The sequence below is a fragment of the Paenibacillus alvei DSM 29 genome (genome assembly GCF_000293805.1).
Classification (GTDB): Bacteria; Bacillota; Bacilli; order Paenibacillales; family Paenibacillaceae; genus Paenibacillus_B; species Paenibacillus_B alvei.
Genome location: NZ_AMBZ01000001.1, coordinates 1 through 16,692, shown reverse-complemented (window position 1 = coordinate 16,692; position 16,692 = coordinate 1). Strand labels below are relative to the sequence as shown.

Annotated in this window: 27 protein-coding genes and 1 pseudogene; 24 read left to right on the top strand and 4 right to left on the bottom strand. The window is 42.8% G+C overall.

From position 1 onward, the window contains the following. Positions 1-313: 313 nt before the first annotated feature. The 6 genes from PAV_RS00125 to groL all read left to right on the top strand — a co-directional run bounded on the left by PAV_RS00125 (position 314) and on the right by groL (position 5,235). Positions 314-1,036 carry a 5-formyltetrahydrofolate cyclo-ligase gene (locus PAV_RS00125; protein ID WP_005542543.1) on the top strand — a complete coding sequence of 241 codons (723 nt, stop codon included), beginning with the start codon at positions 314-316 and terminating at the stop codon, positions 1,034-1,036. Between the two features lie 93 nt (positions 1,037-1,129). After that, positions 1,130-1,630 carry a MogA/MoaB family molybdenum cofactor biosynthesis protein gene (locus tag PAV_RS00120; protein WP_005542542.1) on the top strand — a complete coding sequence of 167 codons (501 nt, stop codon included), beginning with the start codon at positions 1,130-1,132 and terminating at the stop codon, positions 1,628-1,630. A gap of 127 nt (positions 1,631-1,757) precedes the next feature. Beyond that, complete coding sequence (locus PAV_RS00115) at positions 1,758-2,027, top strand: twin-arginine translocase TatA/TatE family subunit (RefSeq protein WP_005542541.1); 270 nt, start codon at positions 1,758-1,760, stop codon at positions 2,025-2,027. 77 nt (positions 2,028-2,104) lie between these two features. Continuing rightward, on the top strand, positions 2,105-2,887 hold the full coding sequence (gene tatC / locus PAV_RS00110; RefSeq protein WP_005542540.1) for a twin-arginine translocase subunit TatC: 783 nt from the start codon (positions 2,105-2,107) through the stop codon (positions 2,885-2,887). Between the two features lie 301 nt (positions 2,888-3,188). Next, positions 3,189-3,470, top strand: coding sequence for a co-chaperone GroES (gene groES, locus PAV_RS00105; protein ID WP_005542539.1), 282 nt, complete (start codon positions 3,189-3,191; stop codon positions 3,468-3,470). 127 nt (positions 3,471-3,597) lie between these two features. Next, entirely contained in the window at positions 3,598-5,235 is a 1,638-nt protein-coding gene (gene groL / locus PAV_RS00100) for a chaperonin GroEL (protein WP_005542538.1), read from the top strand. A 55-nt stretch (positions 5,236-5,290) separates the two neighbouring features. On the opposite strand, the gene PAV_RS35710 is transcribed toward groL, so the two are convergent. From PAV_RS35710 to PAV_RS00085, 3 genes are read right to left on the bottom strand one after another with little or no spacing between them, the layout of a single operon-like run. Further along, positions 5,291-5,569 carry a tyrosine-type recombinase/integrase gene (locus tag PAV_RS35710; protein WP_420798657.1) on the bottom strand — a complete coding sequence of 93 codons (279 nt, stop codon included), beginning with the start codon at positions 5,567-5,569 and terminating at the stop codon, positions 5,291-5,293. Next, positions 5,569-6,477, bottom strand: a complete 909-nt coding sequence (locus tag PAV_RS00090) for an Arm DNA-binding domain-containing protein (RefSeq protein ID WP_238555724.1) — start codon at positions 6,475-6,477, stop codon at positions 5,569-5,571. The genes PAV_RS35710 and PAV_RS00090 overlap by 1 nt, the downstream gene beginning before the upstream one ends. Before the next feature lie 55 nt (positions 6,478-6,532). Then, positions 6,533-7,465, bottom strand: a complete 933-nt coding sequence (locus tag PAV_RS00085) for a helix-turn-helix domain-containing protein (protein WP_005542535.1) — start codon at positions 7,463-7,465, stop codon at positions 6,533-6,535. Positions 7,466-7,645: 180 nt separating this feature from the next. Between PAV_RS00085 and PAV_RS00080 the strand changes: the two genes are divergently transcribed. The 4 genes from PAV_RS00080 to PAV_RS35180 are packed head-to-tail and all read left to right on the top strand — an operon-like array spanning position 7,646 to position 9,205. Next, positions 7,646-7,921, top strand: a complete 276-nt coding sequence (locus tag PAV_RS00080) for a hypothetical protein (RefSeq protein ID WP_005542533.1) — start codon at positions 7,646-7,648, stop codon at positions 7,919-7,921. A 15-nt stretch (positions 7,922-7,936) separates the two neighbouring features. Beyond that, positions 7,937-8,167 carry a MerR family transcriptional regulator gene (locus tag PAV_RS00075; RefSeq protein WP_005542532.1) on the top strand — a complete coding sequence of 77 codons (231 nt, stop codon included), beginning with the start codon at positions 7,937-7,939 and terminating at the stop codon, positions 8,165-8,167. Beyond that, positions 8,164-8,874 (top strand): Rha family transcriptional regulator, encoded by a 711-nt coding sequence (locus tag PAV_RS00070; RefSeq protein ID WP_005542531.1) that lies wholly within the window; start codon positions 8,164-8,166, stop codon positions 8,872-8,874. The genes PAV_RS00075 and PAV_RS00070 overlap by 4 nt, the downstream gene beginning before the upstream one ends. A gap of 16 nt (positions 8,875-8,890) precedes the next feature. Then, positions 8,891-9,205: a hypothetical protein gene (locus tag PAV_RS35180; RefSeq protein WP_005542530.1), complete on the top strand. Its 315-nt coding sequence runs from the start codon at positions 8,891-8,893 to the stop codon at positions 9,203-9,205. Here the strand turns inward: PAV_RS35180 and PAV_RS00065 are convergent. Next, complete coding sequence (locus tag PAV_RS00065; RefSeq protein WP_005542529.1) at positions 9,146-9,859, bottom strand: hypothetical protein; 714 nt, start codon at positions 9,857-9,859, stop codon at positions 9,146-9,148. The two genes, PAV_RS35180 and PAV_RS00065, sit on opposite strands and share 60 nt — an antisense overlap. Before the next feature lie 94 nt (positions 9,860-9,953). On the opposite strand from PAV_RS00065, the gene PAV_RS00060 reads away from it, so the two are divergent. The 14 genes and pseudogenes from PAV_RS00060 to PAV_RS00005 all read left to right on the top strand — a co-directional run bounded on the left by PAV_RS00060 (position 9,954) and on the right by PAV_RS00005 (position 16,685). Continuing rightward, complete coding sequence (locus PAV_RS00060) at positions 9,954-10,151, top strand: hypothetical protein (protein WP_005542528.1); 198 nt, start codon at positions 9,954-9,956, stop codon at positions 10,149-10,151. 100 nt (positions 10,152-10,251) lie between these two features. Beyond that, positions 10,252-10,416 (top strand): hypothetical protein, encoded by a 165-nt coding sequence (locus PAV_RS34325; protein WP_005542526.1) that lies wholly within the window; start codon positions 10,252-10,254, stop codon positions 10,414-10,416. A gap of 141 nt (positions 10,417-10,557) precedes the next feature. After that, positions 10,558-10,758 (top strand): hypothetical protein, encoded by a 201-nt coding sequence (locus tag PAV_RS00055; RefSeq protein WP_005542524.1) that lies wholly within the window; start codon positions 10,558-10,560, stop codon positions 10,756-10,758. Positions 10,759-10,829: 71 nt separating this feature from the next. Next, on the top strand, positions 10,830-11,444 hold the full coding sequence (locus PAV_RS00050; protein WP_081505642.1) for an ERF family protein: 615 nt from the start codon (positions 10,830-10,832) through the stop codon (positions 11,442-11,444). After that, positions 11,431-12,242: pseudogene (locus tag PAV_RS37455) on the top strand (PD-(D/E)XK nuclease-like domain-containing protein). The gene PAV_RS00050 and the pseudogene PAV_RS37455 overlap by 14 nt, the downstream one beginning before the upstream one ends. Before the next feature lie 12 nt (positions 12,243-12,254). Next, positions 12,255-12,590, top strand: a complete 336-nt coding sequence (locus tag PAV_RS00040) for a hypothetical protein (RefSeq protein WP_005542517.1) — start codon at positions 12,255-12,257, stop codon at positions 12,588-12,590. 129 nt (positions 12,591-12,719) lie between these two features. Further along, positions 12,720-13,436: a hypothetical protein gene (locus PAV_RS32020; protein ID WP_163979656.1), complete on the top strand. Its 717-nt coding sequence runs from the start codon at positions 12,720-12,722 to the stop codon at positions 13,434-13,436. Beyond that, complete coding sequence (locus tag PAV_RS00030; protein ID WP_005542512.1) at positions 13,378-14,196, top strand: ATP-binding protein; 819 nt, start codon at positions 13,378-13,380, stop codon at positions 14,194-14,196. The genes PAV_RS32020 and PAV_RS00030 overlap by 59 nt, the downstream gene beginning before the upstream one ends. A 140-nt stretch (positions 14,197-14,336) precedes the next feature. Next, positions 14,337-14,543 carry a hypothetical protein gene (locus PAV_RS00025; RefSeq protein ID WP_005542508.1) on the top strand — a complete coding sequence of 69 codons (207 nt, stop codon included), beginning with the start codon at positions 14,337-14,339 and terminating at the stop codon, positions 14,541-14,543. Continuing rightward, the gene (locus PAV_RS34320; protein ID WP_005542506.1) at positions 14,540-14,695 is read left to right on the top strand and encodes a hypothetical protein; all 156 of its coding nucleotides are present in this window, start codon (positions 14,540-14,542) and stop codon (positions 14,693-14,695) included. The genes PAV_RS00025 and PAV_RS34320 overlap by 4 nt, the downstream gene beginning before the upstream one ends. Positions 14,696-15,134: 439 nt before the next feature. Beyond that, positions 15,135-15,548, top strand: a complete 414-nt coding sequence (locus tag PAV_RS00015) for a RusA family crossover junction endodeoxyribonuclease (protein WP_005542504.1) — start codon at positions 15,135-15,137, stop codon at positions 15,546-15,548. A gap of 9 nt (positions 15,549-15,557) precedes the next feature. Then, the gene (locus tag PAV_RS34315; RefSeq protein WP_005542502.1) at positions 15,558-15,734 is read left to right on the top strand and encodes a hypothetical protein; all 177 of its coding nucleotides are present in this window, start codon (positions 15,558-15,560) and stop codon (positions 15,732-15,734) included. Positions 15,735-15,816: 82 nt separating this feature from the next. Beyond that, complete coding sequence (locus tag PAV_RS00010; protein ID WP_005542500.1) at positions 15,817-16,158, top strand: hypothetical protein; 342 nt, start codon at positions 15,817-15,819, stop codon at positions 16,156-16,158. After that, positions 16,149-16,685 (top strand): hypothetical protein, encoded by a 537-nt coding sequence (locus tag PAV_RS00005; RefSeq protein WP_005542498.1) that lies wholly within the window; start codon positions 16,149-16,151, stop codon positions 16,683-16,685. The genes PAV_RS00010 and PAV_RS00005 overlap by 10 nt, the downstream gene beginning before the upstream one ends. The last annotated feature ends 7 nt before the right edge of the window (positions 16,686-16,692 follow it).

The following is a 16,692-nucleotide window of genomic DNA, read 5'->3' as shown; positions in this document are numbered from 1 at the left end:
TCTCCTCCGTTTTGGGCAAACTAACATGTCTAAAGAGGTAGTTCAATCAATGAATAATGTGGCATCCCAGACTGAACATATCCCTTTAAGTTTACATGAAAATGCGAAAAAGTGCGAAATCTTTACGTTTCCCAATATCTAATATAGAGTGGTGCGACAGTTAGTGCGAATGATTGTGTATAGCTGGCGGAAATGAAGCAAGGATGGTAAACTAAGGTTGAAAATGGTGAAAACAAGTGAAAATGCGAGTAAATGAGCATACATAGGTGATATACAGCGAAGAGACTTTGCATTGTCCGAGGAGGGAGTTCAATTGGAGTCCACGGCAGATAAAGGCATACTTCGAGAACGATTCAAACAACGCCGTAAGGCGGTAATGGAGAAAGAATATTTTATATCCAGTACAGGTGCATGTCAGCTTGCTTCTGCTTATTTCATGCAGCTTCGAGCACAATTGAAGCGTCCACTTCGCATTTTTGGCTATTGGCCGTTTGGCAGGGAGTTGGACATAAAGCCATTGCTGACAGAATGCTTGCATGCCGGAGACAACATTTACTTGCCGCGCACGGTTCCATCTACTAGAACCATGACACTGCATCGTTGGGATAGCGAGACGAGGCTAATAGAAAGCAACTTTGGCCTTCATGAACCAGAACCCCAGTCAGGCTTGCTGCTAGTTGAAGAATGGGGAAGCCTTGACGTTATCATTGTTCCCGGAATTGCTTTTGACCGCACAGGGGGCAGACTCGGACTAGGGGCAGGCTATTACGATCGATTTTGGCAGACTTTTATGGAACAGGGTATGCATAATCAAAAAGACGAGGAGAATTTTTCTGTTGTACGGATAAGCTGCATCTATTCTTGGCAGATTACGGATGAAGTGCCAATGGAGCCACACGATATTGGTGTCGATCTGCTCATCTCCGAACAAGGCATTATTTTTTGTGAGCAAAGAAGGATTCTGGGGGAAGAACTCGAATTTGGATTGCAGCAGCAACCTGTTTACCATATAGAGAGGAAAGACGAACCCCTTTGAATAATGAAGAAATAGAGGGATATATCCAGTATATTGGTGAATAAAAGATGATTCCATAAACTTGGCGTGGCGATGGCGGAAGGAGGAGTGAACATGCTTTGGAAAGTGGCGATTTTAACAGCAAGTGATAAAGGTTCACGCGGCGAGCGAGAGGATACCAGCGCACAGGTTATCCGTGAACTGGTGGAAGAAGAGCTGCATGGTGAGGTTGTAGAGTACCGAATTGTGCCTGATGAGATTAACGATATTTCTGCATCATTAATTGAAATGGCAGACTATTTCCAAGCAGACTTAATTATTACAACGGGAGGCAATGGATTGGCTCCGCGAGATGTAACTCCTGAGGCGACAATGAAGGTCGTCGATAAAGAGGTACCCGGTTTGGCAGAAGCTATGCGATATGCAGCGATGCAGCGAACCCGCAAAGCAATGCTGTCTCGTGCCGTATGCGGGATTAGAGGAAAATCACTTATTATCAACTTGCCAGGAAGCCCTAAGGGTGTTCATGATCATTTGCTGGCGATTATTGATCAGCTGCCGCATGCTTTATATGCAGTAAGCGGGAATCTGAGCAGCGCGGATGAATTCGAGTGATATGCCGAAACTGGAACGATTTTCATAAATTTGTTACAGTTCATTGGTATTTTCTACATATCTAGTATGTTATGATGAATATCATAGCATTTTATTTTATAGGGGCGATGAAAGGTGGAGTTACAAGGTGTTTAACGGAATCGGCGTTTCAGGTGTTCTGTTGCTGTTGATTATTGCCTTGTTATTGTTCGGACCGAATAAACTTCCTGAGCTGGGGCGCGCATTTGGCCGTACATTACGTGAGTTCAAAGCAGGTGCACGCGATATTATGGGGGATGACGAAGAGTCTAAGCCTGTGCGTAAGGAAGTGCAGCATGTAGAAGTAGAAAAGTCTGGACAGCCTTCGCCAATGGCTTCGACGACTAATTCCGAGTCTCAGCGGCGCTTGCCGGAGTAATGCTTCGTTCGTGTCACACCAATTGCTGTGACGCCTAATGAAGATTGCAACAATGAGATGAACAGGCTGGTGTAGGAATGTCGATTGAAAAGGAAGACCAAATGACGATAGTCGAGCACATTGTCGAACTGCGCAAGCGGATTGTTCTGATTCTAGTGGCTCTTGTTGTCGGACTCGTAGGCGGGCTTATCCTTGCCGATCCGATATATAACTATTTGCGAAGTGTCGAGCCAGCCAAAAATATGCCGCTGCATGGCTTCTCTCTATGGGATGGAATCAGCATTTATATGAAGTTTGCCTTTATTGTTGCTTTGGCAATTACGCTGCCGATTACGCTGTATCAGTTATGGGCTTTTGTCAGTCCAGGCCTGAAAGCAGCAGAGCGGCGCGCGGCACTTCGTTATGTGCCCTTCGTATTTTTGCTGTTTTTATTAGGGCTGTCATTTGCCTATTTTGTAGTCTTTCCGATGGCTTTTGAATTTACCTCATCGATTAATAAGCATATGGAGCTGCAAGCAACGTACGGAATTACGCAATATTTTTCGTTTATGTTTAATATTCTGCTTCCGATTTCGTTGTTATTTGAGTTGCCGGTAGTCATTATGTTTTTGACGCGAATTCGATTGTTGAATCCGCTGCGTTTGCGCAAGATGCGCCGCATTGCTTATTTTGTGTTGATCGTATTAGGTACGATGCTGTCTCCGCCGGATATTATCTCAGACATTTTGGTGTCGATCCCTCTTCTCGTACTGTATGAGTTAAGCGTGTTCTTGTCTTCGATCGTTTATCGTAAGCAATTGGCAGAACAGCAAGCATGGGAAAAGGAATTCGATGAATCAGCAGACGCTACAATCGCCTAAGTCATAAATGCAGGCTAGAGAGAGTGTGATCAGAATTGCACTCTGTCTACCTGCATTTTTTGTTGGTAAAGACAGGACTTCATGCACTAGGAGAGTAGGTTGCATATAAAAAGTTAAAAATTTTTAAGCGAATACCCCCTTGCATTCGAAAGTTAAAATCAGTATCATAAGAATTGTTATTAGCACTAACCACTATCGAGTGCTAACACATTACAATATTTGATGTGAAGCCATTGTCTGTACATAACGGGCGACGGATTCTTCACTTTATAACTCTTGTTTAAAAAGGAGGCTATTTTTCATGATCAGACCTTTAGGTGAACGCGTATTGATCGAGGCAATTGCGAAGGAGGAAACTACAGCTTTCGGAATCGTATTGCCGGACACTGCCAAAGAAAAGCCGCAAGAAGGCAAAGTTGTGGCAGTAGGTAACGGAGTGTGGAAAGACGGCCAACGTGTGGCTTTGGAAGTAAAAGAAGGCGACCGCGTGCTGTTCTCCAAATACGCTGGAACTGAAATCAAATTTGAAGGCAAAGAATATTTGATTATGAAAGAAAGCGACATCCACGCAGTAATCGGCTAATAGAGCCGTAGAGCGTATGCGCTCATTTTGCAATCACATGATCAGGTTCCTGAGTGGGAACCGCTGAATCACATACATGAAAATGAACGAATGAACATATTGATACGAATTGAGGAGGGTTTCACTAATGGCTAAGGATATTTTGTTCTCTGAAGAAGCACGTCGTGCGATGCTTCGCGGTGTAGATGCTTTGGCAAATGCGGTTAAAGTGACGCTTGGACCAAAAGGTCGCAACGTTGTATTGGAGAAGAAATTCGGTTCTCCGCTTATCACGAACGACGGTGTAACGATCGCGAAAGAAATCGAGTTGGAAGATGCATTCGAAAACATGGGTGCACAACTCGTTAAAGAAGTAGCTACAAAAACAAACGACGTTGCTGGTGACGGTACAACTACAGCGACTGTTCTGGCTCAAGCAATGATCCGCGAAGGCTTGAAGAACGTTACAGCTGGTGCGAACCCAATGGTTGTTCGCAAAGGTATCGAGAAGGCTGTGAAAGCAGCGGTTGAAGAATTGCACAGCATTGCGAAGCCAATCGAAGGCAAGCAAAATATTGCTCAAGTTGCGGCAATTTCTGCAGCTGACGAAGAAGTTGGTACGTTGATCGCTGAAGCGATGGAGAAAGTCGGCAAGGATGGCGTAATCACTGTCGAAGAATCCAAAGGTTTCAATACAGAGCTTGAAGTGGTTGAAGGTATGCAATTCGACCGTGGATACATCTCTCCATACATGATCACAGACACTGACAAGATGGAAGCTGTTCTGGACAACGCTTATATCTTGATCACAGATAAGAAAATTACGAACATCCAAGAAATCTTGCCTGTACTTGAGAAAGTCGTTCAACAAGGCAAGCAATTGGTTATCATCGCTGAAGATGTTGAAGGCGAAGCGCTTGCTACATTGGTAGTGAACAAATTGCGCGGTACATTCACTTGCGTAGCTGTTAAAGCTCCTGGCTTCGGTGACCGTCGTAAAGCAATGCTGCAAGATATCGCTGCATTGACAGGCGGCCAAGTGATTACAGAAGAGCTCGGCCTTGAATTGAAATCGACTACGATCGATCAATTGGGTACTGCTCGTCAAGTACGCGTAACAAAAGAGAACACAATTGTTGTTGATGGCGCTGGCAACAAAGCAGACATCGACGCACGTGTAAACCAAATCCGCACGCAATTGGAAGAAACAACTTCCGAGTTCGACAAAGAGAAGCTGCAAGAGCGTCTTGCTAAATTGGCTGGCGGCGTAGCAGTTATCAAAGTTGGTGCGGCTACTGAAACAGAATTGAAAGAGCGCAAATTGCGCATTGAGGACGCTTTGAACGCGACTCGTGCAGCAGTTGAAGAAGGTATCGTTGCTGGTGGCGGTACTGCGCTTCTGAACGTATATAATGCAGTTGCAGCTGTAAAAGCATCTGACGACGAGCAAACAGGCGTGAACATCGTCTTGAAAGCTCTTGAGTCCCCAGTTCGCACAATCGCTGACAACGCTGGCCAAGAAGGCTCCGTTATCGTTGAGCGTTTGAAAAACGAAAAAGTTGGCGTAGGCTATAACGCTGCTACAGGCGAGTGGGTTGACATGATCGCTCAAGGTATCGTTGACCCTGCGAAAGTAACGCGTTCCGCGTTGCAAAACGCAGCTTCCGTTGCAGCTATGTTCTTGACAACTGAAGCGGTTATCGCTGACAAGCCAGAAAAAGAAAAAGCCGGCATGCCTGATATGGGCGGCATGGGTGGCATGGGCGGAATGGGCGGCATGATGTAATAAGGCCGTGAACCCTTGTTGCATCAAGGGTTCGACAGCCGGTAATGCCTACTTGTTAACAATCTGTTAACTCAGAATCCGTTTTTTTAGAGGCTCTCATTAGTTCTCCGAACTTTTGAGAAGCCTCTTTTCTTTTTGGCTTGGTTATATGCAGATATATTCTTCGTGTTAGATCGTCGTTAGCATGCCCCAGTCTCTGCATTATCTGTTCAAGGCTGACACCAGCTTCAGCAAGCAACGAAGTATGGGTGTGTCTTAATGAATGGGGCGTAAGCTCTTCATTTAGTCCGGCCAATCTTAAAAGACGTTTCATTCTAAGTTGAATCATCTTAATTACTTCTGGATAGCCGGCATATTGACCGATCTTTGCAAAAACAAAACCTTTATCGTGGTAGCTTTTTGGTCTTTTAGTTTTTCTATTTGTTGAATTGTTAGAAGATTTTTTATGCCCTCGATTATTTCAGGTTCCACATCAATTTCTCGAATGGATGATGTGGTCTTGGGTGTATTCAGAATGTATTTGCTGTAGTTGTTATTTGGATTGTACAAGGTCTTTGTTATCCGAATCTTATGTTCTTCAAAATCAACGTCTGTGTCTTTGAGTGCACAGAGTTCTCCTACGCGAATCCCGGTGAATGAAAGTGTGGAAAATATCTCATAGTCCCTGTCAAGACCATGAATTTGGGCGGTGTTGAGGAAATGAATAAGTTCATCTTTTTCTAAATAATTCGGAAGCTCATTATTCCTTTCAAGTTCCTCAACAGTTTTTATCGTTTTAGGTACATAAGCGTACTCGGTTGGATCATTTTTAACAGCACCAATTTTCACGCCATATTTAAAAATCATTCTAGCTGTTGAATGAACACCAGAGAGTGTGTTTTCAGAATATCCTTTCTTATTCTCTTCAGTTCCTTCCTTTAGTTCATTTAATCCTTTTTGATAGTCGTCAGGCATAATATCACAAGCAACCAGCTTAGCAAATCGTGTTAACAAGACATCTCTTTCGTGGCTTCTAACTCTTATTGTCCCATCCTTTTTCGGTTTTCCATGTTTGCTGTAGTTATCTAACCATCGTTTTGACAATTCCTCGAAAGTTACTTTTTCCTCTCGGACATATGTTCCGCGATTTGCCTCGGCAAGTATTTCGGCAGCTGCAGCTTGAGCATCCTTTTTCGTTTTAAATCCGCCTTTGCCGAGTTGTCTTCTCTCTCCTGTTTGAGGGTCTTTTCCAACGTCAATCATGAAAGACCAAGTCTTTCCTCGCTTATAAAAACTACCTTTCAAAATCAAACACTCCTTACAAAAATGGTCTAAAGTGCCCTGCATATACACCGCAAATTATCAATTCATTTGGGCTCACCTCCACGGACTGATAAGCTTCATTTTCTGGGGATAGAGTAAATCTAGGAGTGCCTTCAGACCAACTAATTCTCTTTAAACTGCCTTCCTCTCCGTTTATGATTACAGCCACGATTTGACCATTAAATTCTGCCCACGAAGCTTTTCTTAAAAACACGATGTCTCCATCTTCAATTCCAGCATTCTTCATCGAATCACCTTTGACTTTCAAAGCATAGTCTATTTGTTGATCGTTCAAGAATGGGAAGTTGATAAATTCTTCTATCTCCTCTTTAGCTATAAGCCCATTACCAGCACAAATCGAGCCGACAAGTGGAATCGGTTTAACTTTTTTGCAATGTTTAAAGTATTCTTTTAATTTTGGGGAATACCCCATGATGATTTTGTTCAGCTCTTCTACAATGTTTTTCTTTGAATCAATGTCATAATCATTTCTTCTATACAAATCAATCAATTCATCCAATTTTGCATTTTCATATAGATCCAGAACATCGTTTGAAACAAACATCGAAATCAATTTTTTATGTATGTCTTTATCCATGTTGGTGTACATGAAGCACGTCTCCAGCATGTCGATAATTTTTTCATCCAATTCCTCGTTTTCGTTCATGAAATCGACCAAATACACTTCATGTTCTTCCTTCAAACCATCGAAATAGTTGGCAACTTTCATTAACTCTCCATATGTAACACTTTTTAAATGTTTGGAAAGTTTCAATAAAGTGTCCGGAGTAGGAGTTTGGGTATTATTTTCGATTCTGGTCAATGTAGCCGGTGAAACGCCAGTAACTAACGAGAATTCCTTCTTCGTGTTATAACCGCTCGCAAGCCGTGCATCTTTAATAAAATCACCGATCTTAATTTCTTTCATTGAGATTCAAAAATCTCCCTTCATCTAATGGTTGGAAATATCATAACACAAACATTGCGCGCACGCAATTATTATCTATCAATCTATTGCGCGGTCGAAATCAGTGTAATATAATCAAATTGCGAGGACGAAATCAAAGTAAAAAATAATTGCGACGGCGCAATTAAGAAAGGGGAACAAATGAAAAAATATGTAGTTCGGCTAAGAGTCAAAGAGTTAATGAAGGCGCAAATAGATAAAGACATCACTACTGATAAAGACTTGGCTGACTTGTTAAATGTAAATGTCACACAGGTATGGAGAACTAAGCTTCCAATAACTCATGAAAAATATAATACGCCTGGAAATCAATTTATTGCAGGTGTAATGGAGGTATTCGGAGGTAGGTTTGATGACTTTTTCTATATCGAAGAAGTCGACGATCCTCGAAAAACAAAACAACGAGCAACTGCTTAGAAAGGTTGATGAGTAATGTCAAGGGAGAAAGTAATCCACTGGGACAAGATGCCGGATGAAATGTCAGCCCAAAACATTGCGGATATTTTCGGCATTGATAGACGTCGAGTTTATGACCTCTTTGACTTACCGCTTGAGAAGGGCGGCATACCCAATTACAGTATTGGGACTTCAAGAAGAGCTGATAAGGAAGATGTTATGAAGTGGAGAGATAAATTGAAGAAGAAGGGAGATAAAACAGCATGAACAAAAATCAGTTTAATTCAGCAATGCAAGGATGGATGGATACACAACGTAATAAAGAAATTTTATTCGTAGATAATGGACGAGTTGTAACAGACAGTTTGACAGTAGCGGAGGTGTTCGAGAAAGCACACGATAAAGTGCTTCGAGACATTCGGGGGCTTGGGTGCAGTGATGATTTCCGACTCTCCAATTTTGGCGAGTCAACATACATCAATGGACAGGGTCGCGAAATGCCTAAGTATCTAATTACTGAACAAGGTTTCACGCTGTTGGCAATGGGATATACCGGGCAACGGGCAATGGAATTCAAGGAACGTTACATTTCGGAGTTCGACCGCATGCGGCAGCAGCTGCAAAGTGGTGTGCCGAGCCTTTCACCTAATCAAGCCATGGCAATAGCTCTCCAGCAAACAGCTGAGATGATGACAAAGGTACCGGTGTTGGAAAGCCGTATAGATCAGGTAGAACAGAAAGTGGACGAGCAGATCACGCTTGCAAGTGGAGAACAACGGAGGCTGCAGAAGGCAATCAATTCGAAGGTATACAGCCTTACACAAGACAAAGAAGAGCGAAGCGAGTATTTCCGACAGCTCCACCGAGAAATTAAGAACCGCTGCCAAGTGACCAGCTACAAAGATGTACTGCGTACCGATTTGCAAAGGGTATTGAAATACGTAGAAGGTTGGGTACCAATGCCAACTAATTAAGAAAGGGGATATGAACATGGATGCTTTAGGGAAACCTACCCGCCGAATGTTTTATGTAGTAATTGCTGGTCTGACATTGTCCATAACTTTCAATGTTTGGGTCAATATCGAAAAAAACAAGCTCAACCAGCAATATGCACAACTGATTGAGCAACGAGAGAAATTGAATCAAAAGTATGAAGAATTGAACAAGCAATACGAATACCAAATCAAACAAGGTAATCACATAAACGAAGAAACTGAAATAAACATCAAGCGAGCACGAGATCTTTTAAGTAGCCTCACTGATCTTCGGAATTACTTGTATTTTCAGAAGGTAAAAAGAACGTAACTCAGTGAATATCGAAGAAATAAGGTCTTCGAGTACATTATCTGATTCCTTATTGGGTGAAGATTTTGCGCCATTAGCCTGCGTCACTTCACGATGATGACGTTCTGCCTGCTCCATACGTTCGATATGATGTCTCTCTGCTTGTTCAATTTGAATCTGGTGTAATTTTTGAGCTTCTATGCTGCTTTCATCGGCGATTCGCTGATTGTGTAACATGCTAAGAACAGTGAGGATAATGCCAATAACACTTAAAAATTGCCCGATATCCATTTTCTTATTAGATGATGGTGAGTTGATGTCGAATGCAGTTGTTTGGATAATTTCTTCTTTAATATCTGGTAGTTCTACTTCCACTGATTGAATTAAGTCTTTCAGTTTTGAAGATAAGGAATCAGTTATGGAAAAATGACTATAATCTTGTTCCCGAATGAAGTCGGCAACAGCTTCCCATTCCTTTGCTACAGGAAGAAGAGCATCGGAGACTTTAGATAATGCCAAATAATTTGCTTCCATAGCAGTAGCCAAAGCTGAAGTAGCAGGTCTAAGAGCCTCTCTTAATCTGTTTTGTTGTTCTAATAATCTTGTCAAAGAAGGCGTTAAGTCGTGATTTAATCTTTCAATCGTATTAATCATTTCAAAAATATCATGTTTCAAATAAACTACCATCCCTTCAATGGTGTCTGGACAACTCTATTGTATAGGGAAGAGAAACTATATTAAAGCCAAATATAGGAAAGGTGGATGACAAATGAGTAAACGAAGTGTGAGCAAAAAGACAGTCGTAAGCTTGCTTGGTGTAACTGTAGCGACTCTCGTAAGCCATTCGGAGTATTGGGTCAACTTGAAAGATTCGGTCACGGATCAGTGGAAAAAGGCATTGGTAAGATTGGACAAGCTGCTGGCAGTAGGACATAGAAAACGCGGAGATGTGGGGGTGCAAGCATGATTATCAAGGTTAAATCTTGGCGTTCATTGACTAGTGGAGAGAAAATGTCAGCGTTGGAATATATGGTGTACCTGACAGAGAAAATGTGGGAGGCGAGAGCGTGACCATACAACAACGGGCACAAATTGAACGAGCTTTTGATGAATACATGCCATTATACAATCGCTTTATTGAAGAACCGAGTCCTGAAATAAGACAGCAATTGAGTGCCCAAATGGATGAGATCGGACGAAAGTATGGATTTGATGGTGGTGTAGGAAGATGAGGCCGAAATGTGGATGCGGGCGTACGGCAGAGTATTTGGTGTATGAGGACGAGCAACCGCATTGCGAGGCATGTATGAAAGAAGCTATCGAATGTTCGGTCTATATCATGGTTCGTAAACCAATGGATTGGGGGCGAGAGCTTGGAAGAAATCAGGAAAGCAATCGACAAATTGGAGCAGTTACAAAATGATACGACAAACGTTTCGATTCCTGCAGCACTCATAGATATTGCCGTGTTTCTACGCCACGATTTAGCGGAAGTAATCATGTTGTTGCAGCAGGCAGAAAACGAAATGGCCGCGGTGGGGGCCGCGACCAATTCAACAGATCAACAAAATTAGTTACGGACACAATAACACACTTTTTGGGAGGTTGTAAAGTTGGCCGCTGAGAAGCTGAATATTTATCAGAAATTACTGGAGGTAAGGAAGTCTGTTTCTTATCTAAAAAAGAAGAGTCATCACTGCAATACAAATATACCGGAAGTGCTCAAGTATTAGCGTCTGTAAGGGACAAAATCAATGAAATGGGTTTGATTTTGGTTCCAAAAATTCTGGACAAGTCACTCCATACCGAAACGGTAGAATTTATCGAAAAAGAAAAGCCAAAAAAGACAACAACATATTTCACCGAATTAACGCTATCAATGACATGGGTTAATGCTGATAATCCATCCGAGACAGTTGAATGTCCATGGTATTCACAAGGAGTGGACATTGCTGGAGAAAAGGGAGTAGGGAAGGCGTTAACCTATGGCGAGAAATATTTCATTTTAAAATTCTTCAATATACCGACTGATAAAGACGATCCGGATACATTCCAGAAGAAATTCGAGCAAAAGGCATCCAAAGAAATACAGGTCAAAATAAGAGAAACATGGATGAAACTCGGGCTGAAAATCAATTTACTAGAACATCAATGCAAAACCATTTATGGCTCTGGTTTGGCTCAGTTGAGCGAAGAAGCAGCAGAAGAATTCCTGACGATGCTAGAAGCGAAAATGGGTGATCCTGATGGAGTTAACTAAGGAGAACTATTACAGCCTTGAAGCCAACCTACAGTACATGTCAGTAAGCCAATTTAAGAGCTTCCTTCCCTCGTATGGGGGCTGTGAAGCTCAAGCAATGGCTAAGATCAAGGGCGAGTTTGTCGAGTCTAAAAAAGAGGCTTTTGACGAGGGGCACTATGTACATGCGTGGAATGAGGGGACTTTAGAGGAATTCAAAGCCGATAACCCTCATTTATACAGCAGCCAAGGCCCCACAAAAGGACAACTCAAGGCTAACTATAAATACTGTAACAGGATGATCGAAGTTCTGGAGAACGACCCTCTTGTTATGGAGAAACTAGCAGGAAAAAAGAAGTCATTATGACTGCTGAACTGTTCGGCATACCTTGGAAAGTGATGTTAGACAGCTACAATCCGGACATTGGGATTTTCACGGATTTAAAAGCCATCAAAGAAATGGACGGGAAATGGTGGAACAAGGATGTTCAAGCTTATGAGAATTTCTTAGAGCACTATGGGTACACGATTCAAATGGCTGTTTACGCTGAGATAGAAAAACGGGCGACAGGCAATGATATTTGGTTGCTGCCACACATGGTAGTAGTAACTAAACAAGATCCACCAGACCATGAAATTATCTATTTCGATTATGAAGTTATAGCAGCCAGTCTGCAGATTGTGCAAAACAACATTGAACGAGTAAAGGCTGTTAAGTCAGGACGAGTAGAACCCAATCGTTGTGAGAAATGCGAGTATTGCCGAGCAACGAAGGTGATAAAGCAAATCAAGCATTTTTCGGAGCTAAGTCTTTACTGATAAGGAGGCGGAATGATCTTGACGTTACCGTTTCGGCCTTATTCAAAAGAAGCGCAACTAAAGAGCAAGCGTATAAAGGAGACGCAAAAGCAGAAGGGCGATATAAGCCCGTCTGTGGATGCGGAATTGAAAGATAGATCGCAGGGCATCTGTGAGTTGTGCGGCAAGAAAAGGGCAATAGAACGAGCGCATCTCACGGGCCGCAAGCATTTGGAATGGAAGACAAAAGTTACGGACTTGCTCCACCTTTGCACAGATTGTCATGACTGGATGGACGAGAAGCCCGAGGGCATACGCTTCCGACGAATGGTTGCAAGAGTGATAAACACAGCATTAAAAAGCAAGTAGGTGGGTGGTATGGACGGGTGGATTAAACTCCATCGAGAGATTATAGATCATTGGATTTACAAGGACGCCGAGTACCTAAAAGTCTGGGTCGAAATGCTGGTTAGGGCTAGGTATTGGGACGAATCATCCATGGAATTAGTAGGCGACCAACTTATTGAGGTTGGCCGAGGAGAATTCATCTTCGGCCGACCTAAATGGAGCAAAAGGTTAGGCATTAGTGAGCAACGCTTAAAGACACTTATTCAAAAGATGATTAAAGATGGCATGATCGAGCTTGTTCAAAAATATCCACGATTTACGCTTTATCGAATTAAAAACTATGAAAAATTCAACCAGCAGGATAACCAAGAGATTAACCAGCAAGGCAACCAACAAGAATCAGCGCCACTACAAGCAAAAGTGGGGTTGGTCAACCAGCAGAACAACCATGACAGCAACCAACAACATAACCAACGAGCAACCAGCAGCCAACCAGCAGCTAACCAGCAGCCAACCAATAACAAAGAAAGTAAAGAAAGAAGTAAGAAAGACAAGAAAGAAAAGAAAGAATATAAGACCGCATTTGAGGGTTACACCTCAAATCCTAGATTGTTAGAATCATTGGAATCATTCATCGAGTTCCGTAAGAAGATCAAAAAACCAATGACTGACAAAGCGGTTGTGTTGCTTTTAAACAAGTTGGATAAGCTTGCATCAAACGATGAAGATAAAATAGCAATCTTGGAGCAGTCAATTTTGCACGGTTGGCAAAGTGTATACGAATTAAAGGACAAAGGAGGTAGAAAGAGTGCAGCCACTGGGGAACGTATTAAAGACACTTATGCCGGGATTGACTTCGGTTTCTGAGGTTGAACGATATATTTGTTCCGGTTGTGGTAATGAGGTTGTCGTGATCGAAGCCCCAATTATCGGCGGACCAAACAAAGGAAAGATCACAAGGGGAAAACGAGGTTGCAAGTGTTGGGAATATGAACAGGCCCGAGAAGCGAAGTTGAGACATCAGGAATTACAGATCGAATACATGATTAATCGATACAGTACGGTTAATCCCGAGTTAGAAAATGCATGCTTTGAAAATTATGAACGCCTGAGTCCTAATTTAGAACATGCCTATAGCACCGCGTATAAATACGTTCAAGAGTTTTCACTCGACAAACCTATAAACCTTCTTTTTTCCGGCATGTATGGGCTTGGCAAGTCTCACCTGGCGTATTCGGTCTGTAAGGAGCTGCGAGAAAAAGGATTGGTAGCCGTGTTTATCTCAGTGCCCAAACTACTAACGATCATCAAAAGCACATATCACGATGATTCGGATTACACGGAAGCTGAATTGCTAGATGTGTTATCGAAAGTTGACTTTCTAGCTCTGGATGATATAGGCGCCGAGAAAGTGCGCAGGGAAGAAGAAGGCGATAGTTGGGCAACAGAAAAGCTGTTCGAGATTATCGACGGCAGGAGTGGGCGGCATACCTTGTACACTACTAACCTCACATCTGAGGACTTGCGGCGTAAAGTTGGGCCGCGAAACTTTTCTCGCATGATGGCGAATACAAAACCTTTGAAATTCGAGGGTGAAGACTATCGGATAAAAAACAAGAGGTTTTGAGGGAGACGTAATCCATGAAATGCGAAGTTTGCGAAGGAACGAAAGTAATGTATCAGTTGGTTAAAGGCTATTTAAAAATAGGGCCGTGCCCATGCTGCAGTCAGGAGGCGGCAGAGGACGACCATCCGGGGGCGAGATAGATGATGGATAGCGGTTATAAAAGCAGTGGAGTAAGAGCGGTACCACGGCGCGATATAGCAGCAGAAGATGCAGCTCGAAAGCCTAGTGAAGTCACAAAGCGACAGATGACCGATGAAGAACGGGCAAGGATGGAAAAGATCGGGCCATACAAAACGTACAACGGGAAGCACTCAAAAATCATTGTGCCGGGGGTGCATTCAAAATGATTAACTTTGCAGAAGCCACAACATTGCAATTATGCATGGTGATACAAGACCAGCAGGCAACTGAAGAAGACAAGCAGCAAGCTTCCAAGGAAATATGGAACCGCATCAGAAAGGATGGGGAATACGATGATATGCCGAGTACCGGATTGTAAGAAGATAGCGACTAAGACATGGGCACTCGTCCCCGTTTGCAGCGACCATCGAAAGGAGATACGGACAGAGTTTGTACGCTACTACGCCCAGCGAATCACATCGGCGGAGCGTGTGACATATGAATCCATCCGTCACCTAACGCCATGGGAAAAGAAACAACGCTAGAAGAAATATGGGAGAGCTGGGACTATCATCTCGAAGAAGCATTGAAAAGAGCTGATGACATAACGAGAAGGATGTTCAAAGAGGCAACACAGTTTAATGTCCCGAAAAGCAAACAGGAAGAGTACTTCCGTCAACGTTTCGATGAGCTAATGACAAAAATAGCGCGTCAGGCGAACGGAACATAGGCAAATTCCGATTCTAAGGAAAGATTAATACATTCGATCATCCGAACAATAAACGATCTCAGAAACGAAAATAGGAGGCGTTAGCAACGTGATTGAATTTACGATATACGGTGACCCAGTCGCGCAAGGACGACCTAAGTTTTCAACGGCAGGCGGATTTCCAAGGGCATATGACCCAAAGAAGTCCCGAGACTTCAAGGATTATGTGAAGTTGGCAGCGAGTGAGCATGCACCGGATGAGTTAATAACAGAACCATTGCGGCTGGAAGTGACATTTTACAGACAGATGCCCAAGAGCTTCAGCAAAAAGAAGGCCGTAGAAGCCGAGGAAGGTCGTTTGCTTCCGGTCACCAAGCCAGACATAGACAACTATCTGAAAGCCGTGAAAGACGCGCTAAACGGCGTTATATGGCGTGACGATAGTTGCGTGACGGATGTCTCAATGAAAAAGCGATACAGCAGCAAGCCGCGCATTGAAATATCGATCAATAAAGCTGTTTAGGAGGTCAATATGAAGCGTTTCGATTCCCAGAAGGACAAGAACCTAACGACGGAAGAACGCACAAGACTCCATAGATACAGCATTCACGAAGACGGTAGAGAATACGGAGTGGTCTATGTAACAGACCCAGATAACATTGTCGCAAAGAGCAGATCAAGAAAAGGTCTGCAATGCAAACGAGCATAAGCAACTGAAACCAGTATATGCACTACTGGAGCGACACTTTACATGACCTAAACCGAACATATGTACGTGAAAAGGTGGTTTTATGACCAATAAAGAGGTCAAAGCAGCAATCGAACATGTCTTTATCAGATACCGAAAATTCAACATTTTAAACAAACTCAATCTACCAGAGGTTCCAGTAGAAGCACATATATGCAGAACAATTGATGACATCGTTACAGGCTTAGATCCGGACGAGCAGCTACTTATCCGTGAAAGGTACATGAAGCGCGATAGAGTAACGGATATGCAAGTCTATTCATTTGAATTTGACCCACCAACAAGCGCGGTGACATACGCAAAGATCAGGAGTTCGGCATTTTCAAAACTACTTCTAGCATTTAAGGAGCTAGGAATCTATGAGGGGGAACGGACATGTCAGTAAATACAAAGAAGTTATGTCAGCAGATCAAGCGAGATGCTAAACAAACGTTGTTATGGACAAGAGATGAGCAGGGGCATCACATAACCAACAAACATTACTTGGCTAGTTTTAAAGACTTACCACTCGATGTGCTGTCAACGTTACTAGGCGTGTATCTTCGTGAGCCAGAAATGGGCCAGACTCTCAAAATCATATACGGAGAGTATCAAAATGACTATACCTATATCGACCATAGCAGCATACCAAAATCGGATACGGCTGAGACTGAGGGAAAAATCACAGCGTATATGCGGAAATACGAAGACAGGTTGGAAAGAGTAGTTATGGTTGGTGATAGATTCACATTAATCCAGGAAGGCTATGCAGCACTGGCGGATGGCGGAAAAGTTCAAGGGTTCCACGCAGAAAACAGTCCAGTATTCCTAGCAAACGGGATGATTGTAGTGCTACCGATACGCGTAGAACAAGAGCTATTACAGGGCGAATTGCTGAAAATAACAAATCATTTTGAATACAGCATCCAGTAGGAGGCTC

Excerpts from the sequence above, each read along its gene's own strand:
- PAV_RS00120 (WP_005542542.1), top strand. The coding sequence starts at position 1,130 with ATGCTTTGGAAAGTGGCGATTTTAACAGCAAGTGATAAAGGTTCACGC.
- tatC (WP_005542540.1), top strand. The coding sequence starts at position 2,105 with ATGTCGATTGAAAAGGAAGACCAAATGACGATAGTCGAGCACATTGTC.
- groES (WP_005542539.1), top strand. The coding sequence starts at position 3,189 with ATGATCAGACCTTTAGGTGAACGCGTATTGATCGAGGCAATTGCGAAG.
- groL (WP_005542538.1), top strand. The coding sequence starts at position 3,598 with ATGGCTAAGGATATTTTGTTCTCTGAAGAAGCACGTCGTGCGATGCTT.
- PAV_RS00090 (WP_238555724.1), bottom strand. The coding sequence starts at position 6,477 with ATGATTGACGTTGGAAAAGACCCTCAAACAGGAGAGAGAAGACAACTC.
- PAV_RS00085 (WP_005542535.1), bottom strand. The coding sequence starts at position 7,465 with ATGAAAGAAATTAAGATCGGTGATTTTATTAAAGATGCACGGCTTGCG.
- PAV_RS00080 (WP_005542533.1), top strand. The coding sequence starts at position 7,646 with ATGAAAAAATATGTAGTTCGGCTAAGAGTCAAAGAGTTAATGAAGGCG.
- PAV_RS00075 (WP_005542532.1), top strand. The coding sequence starts at position 7,937 with ATGTCAAGGGAGAAAGTAATCCACTGGGACAAGATGCCGGATGAAATG.
- PAV_RS00070 (WP_005542531.1), top strand. The coding sequence starts at position 8,164 with ATGAACAAAAATCAGTTTAATTCAGCAATGCAAGGATGGATGGATACA.
- PAV_RS35180 (WP_005542530.1), top strand. The coding sequence starts at position 8,891 with ATGGATGCTTTAGGGAAACCTACCCGCCGAATGTTTTATGTAGTAATT.
- PAV_RS00060 (WP_005542528.1), top strand. The coding sequence starts at position 9,954 with ATGAGTAAACGAAGTGTGAGCAAAAAGACAGTCGTAAGCTTGCTTGGT.
- PAV_RS00040 (WP_005542517.1), top strand. The coding sequence starts at position 12,255 with ATGATCTTGACGTTACCGTTTCGGCCTTATTCAAAAGAAGCGCAACTA.
- PAV_RS32020 (WP_163979656.1), top strand. The coding sequence starts at position 12,720 with ATGGAATTAGTAGGCGACCAACTTATTGAGGTTGGCCGAGGAGAATTC.
- PAV_RS00025 (WP_005542508.1), top strand. The coding sequence starts at position 14,337 with ATGATGGATAGCGGTTATAAAAGCAGTGGAGTAAGAGCGGTACCACGG.
- PAV_RS34320 (WP_005542506.1), top strand. The coding sequence starts at position 14,540 with ATGATTAACTTTGCAGAAGCCACAACATTGCAATTATGCATGGTGATA.
- PAV_RS34315 (WP_005542502.1), top strand. The coding sequence starts at position 15,558 with ATGAAGCGTTTCGATTCCCAGAAGGACAAGAACCTAACGACGGAAGAA.
- PAV_RS00010 (WP_005542500.1), top strand. The coding sequence starts at position 15,817 with ATGACCAATAAAGAGGTCAAAGCAGCAATCGAACATGTCTTTATCAGA.
- PAV_RS00005 (WP_005542498.1), top strand. The coding sequence starts at position 16,149 with ATGTCAGTAAATACAAAGAAGTTATGTCAGCAGATCAAGCGAGATGCT.